Here is a 13,200-nt window from a genome sequence, read left to right as displayed (position 1 = left end):
GATGTACCAATAAAAGGATTCTTGCATCATTGATCATTTTTGGACATTTGTCCTGTCATCAGGAGTTGTGGCTCTATACTTTTGTGAAAAAAAAATATGGAACACAATATTCTGATTATCGGCGGAAACGGTTTAGTAGGTAGGACTATCTCCCGAATTCTGCAGGCAAGAAATCCTCAGGTGTCGGTTTATACCGGAGGAAGAAAGGGAGGTAAAACAAGCAAAGACCTGAAAATAGACGTCACAGATCCCGAAACTTTCAAAGCAATTACAGACCTTAAAATTGATCTTATCATTCTTTCGGTGAACGATAAAGAGGATCATATACTCCGTTTTGCTATTGAAAATAGAATAGACTATCTGGATATTACAAAACCTACTCCGGCTTTGATGAAAGCTTATGCTATTGCCGGAAAAAAAGAGGTGAAGAGCAGAATTGTATTCAGTTCCGGATGGATGGGAGGGATTGTACCGGGATTGGTGAATGCTGTTTCAGATCAGGGCTCGAATATTAAAGAGACCAGTCTTTTTGTATACTATTCAGTGAAAGATCTGGCAGGGGAGAGTTCAGCTCATTTTATGGCAGAAAATGTAGCGGTTCCTTTCCATCGTTATCAAAATGACAGGCCCGTTTCCATCAGGCATTTCTTAAACACAGAAACTTTTGATTTTTCTTTTGGAATAGGAAAGAGGCAGGCTTATAACTTTGATGTTCCGGATCTGTATATCCTGAACCATGTTGAGAGAGTTCCCAATGTAAGTGTGAAGATGACTTATAATTCAAAATTTATTACCTGGCTGCTGGGTAGTTTTCAGTACCTTAGGATTTTCAATATCTTATCTTTAAAGGAGAGAAAAATGATTTTCGGTTCCAGTGGAAATGGCGACCTGTCAGTTTTCGAAATTGTGGTAAAAGATCAGACGGGATCTAAAAAAATCAGTCTTCAAAGCACTAAAGGGCAGGCTGAACTGACGGCTTTATCAGCCGTTATACATACAGAAGAGTTAATGAGAAATCCTCATGAGAATAAGGTATACTTCAGTCATCAGCTGCATGAGCCTTTAGCATTAATGGCGCAGCTTAATGCTTACGAAACGGTCAATATCAATGTAACACCATGAAAAAAATAGTAGTCATTAACGGGCATCCCAATAAAGCCTCTTTCAACTTTGGGATTGCAAAGGCTTATCGGAAAGGAGCTTTGGATTCAGGAGCTGAGGTACAGGAAATTGTTATTGCAGAGCTTCAGTTCAATCCTAACCTTCAGTTTGGCTATCAGAAAAAAATGGAACTTGAGCCTGACTTGATCAAAGCTTGGGAGATTATTCAGTGGGCGGATCATCTGGTTTGGGTACATCCCATCTGGTGGGGAGGTCTTCCGGCGGTTACCAAAGGATTTATAGACCGGCTTTTTTTACCAGGATTTGCCTTTAAATACAAAAAAGATTCATTGTGGTGGGATAAACTTTTAAAAGGAAAAACCGCACACATCATCACTACTATAGACCAGCCCGGCTGGTATTACCGCCTGATGTACGGAAGACCGAGTGTCAATCAGCTGAAAAAATCAACATTGGAATTTTGCGGAATCAAACCCGTGAAGGTAACTTACATCGGTATTATCAAAACTTCTGATGAAAAACAGAGACAGAAGTGGCTGGAGAAAGTAAAGAAGCTGGCACGAAATTTAAAGTAAACTTTCTGTTCTGAAAGTTAAAAAACATCACAATGCTTTTTCAAATCTTGAAACGGCATTGTGATATAATGAGTATGAATTTATTCTGTTTTGACGGATTCTTTTTCAGGGAAAATAAGGGATATGGCGACCGAGATGATTAATATTCCGGCTACAATTCCTAAGGAAACAGGAGAGGGAATATGAATCCACGGAGATATCAGCATTTTTATTCCGATAAAACTTAAAATAATAGCAAGACCATAAGGGAGTTTGCTAAACATATGAATGAAATTAGCCAATAGAAAATACAGTGAACGTAAGCCCAGAATAGCAAAAATATTAGACGTATAAAGAATAAAAGGATCTTTGGAAATAGCAAAGATGGCAGGTATAGAATCTACAGCAAACAAGACATCAGTAAATTCAATAACAGCAACGACAATGAGAAGGGGAGTTGCCATCTTAACACCGTTTTGAATGGTAAAAAACTTGTCTCCTGCATAATTATCGGAAACTTTCCAGCTTTTTTTTACCAGTTTTGCACCAGCAGTATCATTAAAGTCTTTTTCATCATCGTCATCACCATCTCCCCAGGACTTAATCCCTGCATAGATCAGAAACAAACCAAAGAGAGTCATTACAATATTGATCCTGATGGCTTTACCCAATATCTCTATTTCAGGTAAATAGGTTAAATTAATAATCCCGATGCCTGCAAATATAAATACAGCCCTGAAAATCAAGGCCCCTAAAATTCCCCAGAATAATACTTTGTGATGCAGATATTTTGGAACTTTAAAAAAGCTGAAGACGAGGATAAAAACAAACAGGTTGTCAACCGAAAGTGCTTTCTCTATCCAGTAAGCTGCCTGAAACTGAGAAAATTTTTCAATTGCTAATGCATGCCCGCCTGTATCACGGCTGAATATCAGATAGATGACCCCTGAGAAAACCATAGACAATGAAATCCAGATTATTGACCAGATGGTAGCTTCTTTTGTGGAAACTTCATGGGCTTTTTTATTGAAAATTCCCAGGTCGAGCAGCAGCATAATGATAACTACTGATGCAAATCCCACAATCAGTCCCGGATGCAGGTCGATCATATTTTGTTGATTCATATTTTGAATTATTTATTAATTAAAGTAATGTACATAAGTCTTCCACCTTCCTCATCAGAAAGGATGATTTTCTTTCCGTCCTTTATTTCTACCATAGAATTGATAGGGATCTCTTTATTTTCAGACAAATCTTTCATGGAAGATAATCCCTGGTTGACAAGCATCCATTTATTCTGATAAAATGTAAAATATCCTACAGGCTTCTTATCCTCTTTTGTAAGACTTTCATTTCGGATTACTTTTTTAGAAACATGCCATTTGAAAAGATATTGGTTATGATATACCATCAGCCTGTGATTCTCCGGCTTCCATACATTGTCTTTAAACTTATAATACAGATCAATAATAGGCAGGCTGCCTTTGTGGGCCGTCCCGCAAAAAGGACATTTGGGAACTGATGTATTATCAAATACATACCATTTTTCATCACAATCAGGGTTGCTGCAGGGCTGTATAAGGTCTACCGTTTTTAAAAGAGCGGTCTCCCATTCATTGGCAATGGGTCTTAGCAGGGGATTGTGAAGCCCGTCAATAAAAGCCTTTTTAAAGAGATCAGTCAGATAAGGACCAGTAATGGTGAAGGGGGATTTTTCAGGATCTCCCCAAAATGTATTCCATTTCTTCAGATGGTTAGATTTTACCCTGTTAACGGTATTGTCAGGATGCTCAATGAAAACAGCCTTTTCTCCCATGGCAAGCATTTCATCTTTTTCAGCATCAAGATCCCATATTTTTCCTCCTCTGAAGGGATGTCTTCGGAGCAGATACATATAAATAAGAACGGGAAGGGCGTGAAGATCTGTTTTTTGATTGGGAAGTATACGGTTAGAATCTTCAATGTGAAGATGTTTTGTTTTTAAAACCTCGGGAGCGATAAAATCAGCGGTTCCTATTACCTTTGCAGGGATAAGTCCCGGTACTACAAGGCCGTCAATATCTATAATGCAGGCAGATTTTGTCACCGGATCTACAAGTACATTGTTATAAGAGAGATCTGAATGAGCCAATCCCATTTGATGCATTTTTTTGACTCCTCTGGAGATATTAATGGCAATTTGGAAGTAGCTCAGCCAGTCTCCCAGCTCAGACTTGTCCAGAGACAATGGATATTGTTTATTCCTGAAAGAAGGAGTGGTAAACCATTTTCCGATTTTTTCACCGTTTTTTATGGTTTCATTAGATGAATATCCTTTTTCAAAGAAAAATTTTTTATTATAAAAAGGTACAATCACTCCCCATTTCCCGCTTTTTTCTACAGCGTCATAAGGCCATCTGTAGATTTCATCTAAAAAATAATCAGAAGAGCTTCCATTTTTTATATTGTTATGGTAGAGAGTTACAATTTTTTTAAGACTCTCTTTGTGGTTAAAATCAATAGGATCACGAAAGAAAGCTACGGCATATTTCTTATCAGGTGAAAAATAGACATCTTTTACTCCACCTACTTTAGGATTTCCGTCATCAACGTATTCATAACTTCTGGTTGGGTCGATAACAGAGTGTATCTTTATAATATTCATATCAGTAGATTATAGCTATTGTTCTGTCATCATGATTTCCTTTGCTCCAAAAGTCCATCCAGTGAAGCAATTGTGCTTCGATATCGGTGTCTTCTTCGAAATCTACTTTTACCACTTCTTCATTTTCACCATTGAGATCCTTTAAAAACTCCTTCCAGTTTTCAATATTCTCCAGCTTGCTTTCAACAAGAAATTTTGGATCATATATTCCATCTGTCATCAGAAATAGTTTTGAAAAATCTTCAAAGCAGTTGATTCCGAAGCGTGATCCCATATCAGGATTTGAAAATATTTCATTCATCGTGATAAAACGGGTTGCTCCGCCAACATCTCCTACATCCATTACATTAAGAAGCTGGACCTTTTCATCATTATCCGTAAGTATATTAATAGGGCAGTCACCTACACCAAAAGTGAGTACCACATAACCAAATTCAAATTTTTTGGCAAGAGAAAAGATGATCGTTGTATTCAGATCCTTAATGCTTAAAGCCTCTTTATCTGCGAAGTTTTTAAGTTCATGATACAGATTTCTTACACTTTTATAAAGAATATTGATGATCGCCGATTTTTTTTGAAGCTTGTTGTTATTTGTTTGTTTTTCAGTAGTTTCATGATCAGGTGCTGTATCTTTATTTTCGTTTGCAATAGAAGGATTATGATCACTCTCCACAGTATCTGGCATTTCAGGCTTTATTGTCTCGCAGAAAAAATCAGTGACATGATTTGAAAGTAAGGTGAGCAGATCAGAATCATCAAAACTTTTCGAAATAAATTCTGTTGCGATTTGTGAACCCATACGTGCATATTGAGCAGATCCTGCACCATCTGCAATGGCTGCAATCGCCCAGTCATCCGGTAAATCCTGTACATAGAAATCATCATCTCTAAAAGTTCCTGCATGTGCGTGTGAACGTCCCCGTTTGGAGGCTATTACAATTTTTTTATCAAGAAACGTTGCAGAGAGGCTAGCCGTATCGGATTTAGCAAATCGACTCCCTTTATCACTGGGTTTATCTATCCAGAGATCTTTTGGATCTGCATTGACGACAAATGGAACGACCTTAATATCATCTGTTTCGTTTTTATCATTTTTGTTGTAAAAGACAATTTGAATATCAATATTATTGGCCACTGTAGGGGTTCCTGTGATGCAACAGTTCTCAGCATCAAAACGAAGCCCCACAATATCAAGATTTTTGATGTCTCGAATAATAATATTGGGATTTTCACTTGGATCAAATGAAAACTGATATTCCTTTTTGGCATTGGCGTTCGGAAGGCTGATATTCTTTTCTCTAAATTCCTCTTTATCTCTGTACATATTAAATAGGTCTAAAACCTGTTTCTTTATTGAGGTCATCGATTTTTCGAGATCGCTTACTTTAGCATTTTGTATCAGTTTTGAAATAGTAGTCTCCACTACTTTATTTTCTTCGATCTCAAAATCTTTTAAAATTCCTTTTAAAAATGTTTCCATACTCTCCTAATATTCTGTTTAAGTCAACTCTTTCTTATGAAATACCCTTAAAGCCCTGTAGTATAGCGTTAAGGGTATTCTTCTCATAATTATTTTATATGATGATGTTTAATTCTCTTGGCGGTGGCGGTAAGATCATCGTTTCGCCGGTCCCCTGAGATCTTCCCCCCATTTCAATAGAGGTGCTTACCCATTTAAAAAAGGTAGTCAGGGTATTGGCGTCCGTAGATTCCAGCTTTACAACATGATTTGTAAGTTCCTGCAGAAAGCTTACTTCTGCATCCGGTCCTGCAGCACAACCTACAATCACTCCAAAATCCAGCGATTTTATTTGAGGGATCATTTCTCTGTATTTCTGAATATCAGAAGGTTTCCCATCAGTAAAGACAAAAAGTAAAGGCTTCCAGTCTCCTTTACGGTCCGGAGAGCCTTTGATAATTTCTTTATTAACAAGATTACAGGTCATTTCAAGTGCATCTCCTGTGTGAGTGGGGCCACTGTCGGGGCATACTATTTCTATAGGCTGAAAGCTTGCGAGATCAATGAGAGGGATGATATTATGAACTTCACGGTTATAGGTGATAACACTTATATAAAGAGAATCCATTGCCTGCGGATCTGCCCGCAGCATACTTATGAGCCCGTTGAAGCCATTGTTTAAAGCCTGAATAGGTTCCCCACGCATTGAACCGGAAGTATCTAAAAGAAAATAGGTTAATAATCTTCTGTTCATACTAAGCTACAATTACCAGTTCGGATGGAGGAGGAGGCAGCTGATCTATTCCTGCCAGTTCCACACCGGTTGTTTCAACTTTGGTAGAAGTAGTGGAAATAGAAGCGGTAACCCATTGAAAGAACTTTGAGATACTTTCAGAGTCTGCATTATCCAATTTTACAACTGCTTCAGTAATCTGCCTCAGCACAGTATCATCAGCTCCCTGCCCGGCAGCACATCCTACGATCAATCCTTTATTTACTGATTTTAATTTTTGATATCCTGCCTGCCAGTTATCAGTAGGGACACCATCTGTCATAATAAAAGACAGAGGTTTCCAGTCCCCTTTTTGTTCAGGTGTTGTTTTGATAATTTCAGATTGCATTTTGTCTGCTAAAAGGCCTAATGCTGCCCCTAAAGAAGTAGTTCCGGAAGCTTTCAGGTCCAGCATCTGAAAAGAGGCTAAATCTGTTAAGGGAACAAGCTGTTTCGCTTCACTGTCAAAAGTAATAATGCTTACAAAAGCTGTTTCTATGGCCTGAGGATCCTTCCTTAGTGAATGAAGCATCATCTGTACTCCATTTTTCACGGATTCAATAGGTTCTCCGGACATTGATCCTGATATATCAAGTAGTAAATAGACGGGTAATCTTCTCATAGTGGTAGTTTTTAATTGTTATTATTTATTTTTATAATTATTTAGATCCTGGTGCCCATTTCATTCCCCAATGATACATTTTATCACAATCGGCATGAGAATTATGGAAGGTGACCAGTTTTTTTACCTGCATAGAATTGGGAAAGAAGAGGATTTCTGCAATAGCGCAGAATTTTCTGGAGTCATTCTGTTTGCCCATTTCAACTTCTATATCAGGATTTCCCGAAGCTTTGATATTGATTATGCCATTTGTTTCATTCCATCTTGCAACTCCGTCATAGATGAAGCAATAGATCACTATTCTTTTCAGACTGTTGATTCCATTGGGATTTACAAGGATATTTTCACCGGAACCGGCATTTGAGCCACGGTCATCTCCCGTATGCCAGATAAACGGAGTATCATTATACCTTCCCTGTCTGGTCAGTTTTTCTCTGCTTCCGCCATTGCCATTGGCAAACTGAAGACCGTCTATACAGTCTTTCTTGCCATTCTGTAATTCATAAAAGCATCCCAGATCCAGATCTATACTATTGTTTCCGCCTAATAAGCTTGAGAAAAAGCCCTTTTTTTGCTGAGGTTGTGACCAGTTGAGATTGATGACGATTTCCTTTTGAGAAATCCCGGTTTTGGTAAGATCAATGGAGTGAGTGTCACCCTTTTTTTCAAGGGTGATTTTCTGTAGGTTGATAGACATAGTTTTATTTATTTAATAATATTTCCTTTGTAATATTTTGAAAGAAAAAATGCCAGGTCTTCTCTGTATCCGATCCCGGAAGCTTCAAATTTCCACTGTTCATTTTTTTTATAAAGCCGGCCGAATTCTACTGCTGTTTCAATAGAAAAATCTTCACCCAGTTCATATTTAGCGATTTCCTGCCCGTTACTGTTATCTACAATTCTAATGTATGAATTGCGGACTTGCCCGTAATTCTGTTTCCGTATGCCGGCATCGTGGATGGTCACAACAAACAGTATTTCTGTAATACGGGGATCTATTTTAGAGAGATCTACAATAATGGATTCATCGTCGTCTCCATCACTTGATTTACCGTCAGGATCATCTCCTGTATGCACTAAGGCTCCATCCGGAGATTGTGTATTTCCGTAAAAAATAAAAAAAGGGTCTGAAGGAATTAGCCGGCTCTCATCGATCATGAAAGCAGAAGCGTCCAGATCAAAATCAAAACTAGTTCCCTCGCTGGGATCCCATCCCAAACCAATGGTCATACTATGTAATCCAATATTAATTTTTTGACCTTTTTGTAAATTAATTGCCATAAAATCTATTTAAGTTGTTGTATCTTATACCAATTCCGATCTTCATGGAATGCCGAATCTTGGTTTTTATATTGTGGTAAAAATAGATACAACACCTTTATCATCATTACGGGAATCCGTAATGATGATACCAATTAAAAATTTGTTTTTTAGTAGGTTATATTTATTGCATAAAAAAGCATAATAGGAGATCTATTATGCTGGATGGGAGTTAAATGGCAGTTCTTAATAAATGTGAAAATTTGAATTCTGATTTCGAAATAAAGGTGAAAGATTATATTAATCTTTGTGGATGTTATTTTATACTATAGCCCTCTTTTCCCCTCTATCCAATACGCCTGTGATTTTATACATTTTGGAGAAACACCTCTTGCCTTGAGAAATTTTCTGAAGAGAGACATCCGTTCACCGTTCCCTGTAAGATAAAAAACAGCTTCACCATTATGGATGGCTTCATTTTCTTCATTCAGGAAATCATTTAAGGCTTCTATCATTCTCATCGTACTATTTTTAGGGCTGTGGTAGCCATATAGATGCAAAGTTTCCAGAGCAATAATTTCTTCCAGTTCATGCAAACATATAAATGTACCTTTACCCTGATCTACAGCTTCTTTGATGGAAAGAGAACTTCCAAGTGAAGTTTCATCCCCTATAGAAAAATGAATTTTAGCAAGGGGCTCATAGAAACGTTTTCCTCTGGGTACTAAAATTTTTACAGAATCCCCAATGGAAAGCTGGGTCACAAAATTACTTCCCACAGCAGCTGTATCATGTATATGAAAAATAACATCAAAAGTACCGGATTCCTTATTGAAATTAAAAGGCGAATAATTACGGAAATCTCTGTCGTTCACTCTTATTCCTATCGCGTAAGCCGGTTCAAACTGAACATCCTGCAAATCCGTTTCAAAACGAATCCTGCGAAGATGCTGAGTAATAGTTTCTATATAGGTGACAGTACAGTCTTTAAATTTTGAGGACCAGACATTTTCTACAGTATCGTTGATCCACTTTGGTAAACTTGGCATAAATAATTTTATTGCAAAGGAAGCTTCAAAATTAGAATATAGCCATAGCCGTTTCAGGGAATTAATTGGACATTTCGTGGGTAGTGTTTATTTCCTGTTTAGGTTTCGGAATTCTGATGGTGACTGGTCTTCCAGTTTTGAAAATAAACGGGTGAAGTACGTATGGTCACTGTACCCCAGTTCATAGGCAATTTCTTTTATCGTAAGATGGGTAAATGCCAATAATCTTTTTGCCTCAATTAAAATTTCCTGATGAATCCAATGCTGTGCCGGTTTACCGGTCACTTCGCGGGTTACTTCTGTAAGGTATCCTCTCGAGATAGCAAGCATTTCAGCATATTCTGATGGACTTTTCATGGTTTTATAGTTCTGCCTCGCCATAATCCTGAATGCCCTGGCAAGCTGCAAAGAACGGCTTTCACCCACTGTCTGGGAACTGCTTTCTTTTGAATAAATAAAAGCAAACATACCCAGCACAGCATGAAGTAAAGACTGGATCACTAAAGAACCTTCTTTGGAAGAAAGCATTTCATCTGTATAGGAAGCATGAAGCATAGAAGCTGCATTGCTGATCTTTTCCACCCAGTTTTTATCTATTGTTAAAGGTTTTATTTCTTCCAAAGACTCTTCAAAAACAGAACGTACAGCATCCGGAACCATATCAGATTTTATAGCAATAAACCATCCGTTCACATCTTTCATCAGAAGTCCCTGATGTACCTGACCTGGTAAAAGACAGAAAACGGTTGAATCCTGCACTTCCATGACATTGAAATCTACCATCATTTTGACATGGCCACTTTCCATACAGGTAAAGATATAATGGCTGTCTCGGTGGATCCCTTTATCCATTAGAACTTCTTCTTTATGTTCTGTATGCTGATCCATTTTCTTCACATGAAAACGATGGGTGGAAATTTCACTCAAATCATAAGTGGGAATGGTGTGCTTCATTTTTAAGCATTTTTTGCAAATCTATACTATATTTTTAAGAGAATGGCTTTAATATAATAAGATCATTATTCAAAAATTTCGATGTTGTAAACGCTTAATCAGGCTTCAATAAATATCAAAGGATCGTTGCTAAAGATAGAGTATTTAATGTTTTTTTATATTTATTTCATTGATTTTTAGTTGCTTATGTTTTCATTGATCATGCATGCCCTATCCTGTAATTACGTATTTTTACGGTAAGGTATTCAAAATATAAATCTGAAATTTGCGCCGTAATGATAAGCTAACCAGTGGGTCCAAATTTTTATATGACTTTACACCGACATCCGGAACAGAATAAACTGTTCCGGATTTCAATTATATTGATTCCAAAAATATGTCATCTATAATCAGATGATCTCAGATAAAAAAATATTACTCCTTAAAAAACTGTAAATTAGCCGCTGAAAATTAATTGAGAATACATTTCACGTAATCTTTACTATGTCCAAGCTAAAAGCCATAAGAGAACAAAAGAATCTGACCCAGGAAGAATTATCAGAAAAATCGAAAATTTCTGTAAGAACCATTCAGCGGATAGAATCCGGTACAGAACCTAAAGGACATACCCTTAGAGCGCTGGCACAAGCATTGGAAATACAGGAAAATGTACTACAGGATACCGTTGTAATTTCTGAAATAAGTGAGGTAAAGACAGAATCGAAAGAAGAGGACAAAGCACTGGAAAATATCAACTATTCTTTCATTAAAATAATCAATCTTTCATCACTCCTGTTTGTGATATTACCTCCTCTGAATATTCTTGTTCCGCTTCTGCTGATGTTCAAAATGAAGCAGAGAAATAGTCTGGCGAGACAAATTATTTCCGTACAGATAGTATGGACGGTTATGGCACCCATTGTATTTATGCTGTGGATCTTTTTGAAGATGGGACCAGAGTCTACTTTGATCATTATGATCCTGATTGTACTCTCAAATATCTTCATCATTCTTCGAAATGCCTCAGAAATAGACCGTCATAAAAAACTGTATTTCAGGTTGAATTTCAGTATGATATAAGACTGTCAGGGCTTTGTCGGGTTTTTGTCGGGTTTGTTTTTGCAGAAATAGCAGATGAAAATCTAACCTTTGTCAAAAATATTAGCAATGACAAAGTATACTCATTTTATACCCACTTTTTTTATTGTTTTCTTCAGCAGCCTTAATGCTCAAATAGAAAAAAAAGACCCTTTGTACAAAACAATTATGTCCAGAGACAGTCTGCTGTTTTCTGTAGGTTTCAATACCTGTAATGCGGCACAAATGGAAAATATACTCAGCGGCCAGCTTGAATTTTATCACGATAAAGATGGCTTTTCTGATAAGAAGAAATTTATGATTGACTTCAAAAACGGTTTGTGCAGACCTTCAAAAACTTATAAAGCCAGAAGAGCTTTGGTGGAAAAAAGTACGGAGATCTACCCCATGTACAAAGAAGGTCAGGTATATGCTGTTATCCAAAATGGGAATCATCTGTTTTATGAAAAAGAAACTGATCAGCCAGAGAAACTAACAGGTTCTGCTAAATTTACGCATGTATGGATTAAGGAGAATGGCGAATGGAAACTGAAAAGATCATTCAGTTTTGACCATCAGGAGAAAAAGACTGTTGATGATGACAATGTTTTTGAAGATGACCAGGCGATTGAAAACTGGCTGAAAGAAAATAAAATTCCAACATTAGGATTAGGAATTATTGAAGGAGGAGAGCTGAAGCAGGTAAAAGTTTTCGGGGACATAAAAAAAGGAGTTTCTGCCCCTTATAATACCTATTTTAATGTAGCTTCTATTACTAAACCTATCACCACCATGGTTACAATGCATCTGGTAAGTTTAGGGAAATGGAAACTGGATGAACCTCTTGATCAGTACTGGATAGATCCGGATCTTGCTAATGATCCGAGGCATAAAAAACTAACGACAAGAATGATTCTTACCCATAAGACAGGCTTTCCAAACTGGAGATGGATGAATGCTGACAAAAAGCTGCATTTTCAGTTTGATCCCGGAACGAAATACCAATATTCAGGAGAAGGATTCGAATACCTTAGGAAGGCTTTAGAAAAGAAATTTGGGAAATCGCTGGATCAGCTGGCCCAAGAATTGATTTTTAAACCACTCAAAATGAATGATACCAATTATATCTGGGATCAAAATACAGATGAATCAAGATTTGCAATCGGATATGATAAAGAAGGTAAACCTTATCCGATAGAAAAAAACAAAATGGCAAATGCTGCTGATGATTTACACACTACGATAGAAGATTTAGGAAATTTTATGGTCAACATTATGAAAGGCGGAAGCCTGAAACCTGAGGTATTTAAAGAAATGATCAGAAAGCAGGTGAAAATAAGAGATAATAAATATTTTGGATTAGGTTTTGAGGTGTATGATCTGGGAAATGATGAGTATGTCTTATCCCATGGAGGAGCCGACCAGGGTACGCGCTGTATTACTCTTGTGCTGCCAAAATCAGGAAAAGGAATTGTGATCTTTACCAATACCGATGACGGCTCTAAAATCTATGAAAAGCTCGTCCTTCATTATCTGGGTGAAGAAGGAAAGAAGATCGTTGAAATAGAAAACAAATAATAAAGAATTCAATAAGGATGAGTTTTAGCCCATCCCTCCATATTATTTCCTTTCTAATGGCTTTAGCCCAAATCTGCTCGTCACAATAATTATAATTCATTGTACAAACAAAAAAGAATTCATGAATTCA

The 13,200-nt window shown here is 37.1% G+C and carries 13 protein-coding genes; 4 read left to right on the top strand and 9 right to left on the bottom strand.

From position 1 onward, the window contains the following. The first annotated feature begins 96 nt into the window (after positions 1-96). Complete coding sequence (locus LF887_RS16655; protein WP_236855381.1) at positions 97-1,122, top strand: NAD-dependent epimerase/dehydratase family protein; 1,026 nt, start codon at positions 97-99, stop codon at positions 1,120-1,122. Further along, positions 1,119-1,697, top strand: a complete 579-nt coding sequence (locus LF887_RS16650; protein ID WP_236855380.1) for an NAD(P)H-dependent oxidoreductase — start codon at positions 1,119-1,121, stop codon at positions 1,695-1,697. Before LF887_RS16655 ends, LF887_RS16650 begins: the two co-directional genes overlap by 4 nt. 80 nt (positions 1,698-1,777) lie before the next feature. On the opposite strand, the gene LF887_RS16645 is transcribed toward LF887_RS16650, so the two are convergent. From LF887_RS16645 to LF887_RS16605, 9 genes are all read right to left on the bottom strand, one after another. Beyond that, the gene (locus LF887_RS16645; RefSeq protein WP_236855379.1) at positions 1,778-2,800 is read right to left on the bottom strand and encodes a TerC/Alx family metal homeostasis membrane protein; all 1,023 of its coding nucleotides are present in this window, start codon (positions 2,798-2,800) and stop codon (positions 1,778-1,780) included. 8 nt (positions 2,801-2,808) lie between these two features. After that, positions 2,809-4,320, bottom strand: coding sequence for a helix-hairpin-helix domain-containing protein (locus tag LF887_RS16640; protein WP_236855378.1), 1,512 nt, complete (start codon positions 4,318-4,320; stop codon positions 2,809-2,811). 1 nt (position 4,321) lies between these two features. Further along, positions 4,322-5,800 carry a protein phosphatase 2C domain-containing protein gene (locus tag LF887_RS16635; RefSeq protein WP_236855377.1) on the bottom strand — a complete coding sequence of 493 codons (1,479 nt, stop codon included), beginning with the start codon at positions 5,798-5,800 and terminating at the stop codon, positions 4,322-4,324. Between the two features lie 94 nt (positions 5,801-5,894). Continuing rightward, a complete protein-coding gene (locus LF887_RS16630; protein ID WP_236855376.1) occupies positions 5,895-6,533 on the bottom strand; it encodes a vWA domain-containing protein in 639 nt (212 codons plus the stop codon). A gap of 1 nt (position 6,534) precedes the next feature. Further along, on the bottom strand, positions 6,535-7,173 hold the full coding sequence (locus LF887_RS16625; RefSeq protein ID WP_236855375.1) for a vWA domain-containing protein: 639 nt from the start codon (positions 7,171-7,173) through the stop codon (positions 6,535-6,537). A gap of 37 nt (positions 7,174-7,210) precedes the next feature. Further along, positions 7,211-7,870, bottom strand: a complete 660-nt coding sequence (locus tag LF887_RS16620) for a TerD family protein (protein WP_236855374.1) — start codon at positions 7,868-7,870, stop codon at positions 7,211-7,213. A gap of 8 nt (positions 7,871-7,878) precedes the next feature. Beyond that, positions 7,879-8,454 (bottom strand): TerD family protein, encoded by a 576-nt coding sequence (locus LF887_RS16615; protein ID WP_236855373.1) that lies wholly within the window; start codon positions 8,452-8,454, stop codon positions 7,879-7,881. A gap of 305 nt (positions 8,455-8,759) precedes the next feature. Beyond that, positions 8,760-9,482, bottom strand: coding sequence for a siderophore-interacting protein (locus LF887_RS16610; protein WP_236855372.1), 723 nt, complete (start codon positions 9,480-9,482; stop codon positions 8,760-8,762). Positions 9,483-9,569: 87 nt separating this feature from the next. After that, positions 9,570-10,436 (bottom strand): helix-turn-helix domain-containing protein, encoded by an 867-nt coding sequence (locus LF887_RS16605; RefSeq protein ID WP_236855371.1) that lies wholly within the window; start codon positions 10,434-10,436, stop codon positions 9,570-9,572. A 483-nt stretch (positions 10,437-10,919) separates the two neighbouring features. On the opposite strand from LF887_RS16605, the gene LF887_RS16600 reads away from it, so the two are divergent. Beyond that, positions 10,920-11,495 (top strand): helix-turn-helix domain-containing protein, encoded by a 576-nt coding sequence (locus tag LF887_RS16600; protein ID WP_236855370.1) that lies wholly within the window; start codon positions 10,920-10,922, stop codon positions 11,493-11,495. 87 nt (positions 11,496-11,582) lie between these two features. Next, entirely contained in the window at positions 11,583-13,070 is a 1,488-nt protein-coding gene (locus LF887_RS16595; protein WP_236855369.1) for a class A beta-lactamase-related serine hydrolase, read from the top strand. The last annotated feature ends 130 nt before the right edge of the window (positions 13,071-13,200 follow it).

This window comes from Chryseobacterium sp. MEBOG06 (genome assembly GCF_021869765.1).
Lineage (GTDB): Bacteria > Bacteroidota > Bacteroidia > Flavobacteriales > Weeksellaceae > Chryseobacterium.
The sequence above is the reverse complement of the archived record's forward strand: the minus strand, read 5'-3'. Positions and strand labels throughout refer to the sequence as shown.

What these genes read in the sequence shown, in the direction of transcription:
- LF887_RS16595 (WP_236855369.1), top strand. Translation starts at nt 11,583, where the DNA reads ATGACAAAGTATACTCATTTTATACCCACTTTTTTTATTGTTTTCTTC.
- LF887_RS16600 (WP_236855370.1), top strand. Translation starts at nt 10,920, where the DNA reads ATGTCCAAGCTAAAAGCCATAAGAGAACAAAAGAATCTGACCCAGGAA.
- LF887_RS16615 (WP_236855373.1), bottom strand. Translation starts at nt 8,454, where the DNA reads ATGGCAATTAATTTACAAAAAGGTCAAAAAATTAATATTGGATTACAT.
- LF887_RS16645 (WP_236855379.1), bottom strand. Translation starts at nt 2,800, where the DNA reads ATGAATCAACAAAATATGATCGACCTGCATCCGGGACTGATTGTGGGA.
- LF887_RS16635 (WP_236855377.1), bottom strand. Translation starts at nt 5,800, where the DNA reads ATGGAAACATTTTTAAAAGGAATTTTAAAAGATTTTGAGATCGAAGAA.
- LF887_RS16625 (WP_236855375.1), bottom strand. Translation starts at nt 7,173, where the DNA reads ATGAGAAGATTACCCGTCTATTTACTACTTGATATATCAGGATCAATG.
- LF887_RS16650 (WP_236855380.1), top strand. Translation starts at nt 1,119, where the DNA reads ATGAAAAAAATAGTAGTCATTAACGGGCATCCCAATAAAGCCTCTTTC.
- LF887_RS16620 (WP_236855374.1), bottom strand. Translation starts at nt 7,870, where the DNA reads ATGTCTATCAACCTACAGAAAATCACCCTTGAAAAAAAGGGTGACACT.
- LF887_RS16610 (WP_236855372.1), bottom strand. Translation starts at nt 9,482, where the DNA reads ATGCCAAGTTTACCAAAGTGGATCAACGATACTGTAGAAAATGTCTGG.
- LF887_RS16655 (WP_236855381.1), top strand. Translation starts at nt 97, where the DNA reads ATGGAACACAATATTCTGATTATCGGCGGAAACGGTTTAGTAGGTAGG.
- LF887_RS16605 (WP_236855371.1), bottom strand. Translation starts at nt 10,436, where the DNA reads ATGAAGCACACCATTCCCACTTATGATTTGAGTGAAATTTCCACCCAT.
- LF887_RS16630 (WP_236855376.1), bottom strand. Translation starts at nt 6,533, where the DNA reads ATGAACAGAAGATTATTAACCTATTTTCTTTTAGATACTTCCGGTTCA.
- LF887_RS16640 (WP_236855378.1), bottom strand. Translation starts at nt 4,320, where the DNA reads ATGAATATTATAAAGATACACTCTGTTATCGACCCAACCAGAAGTTAT.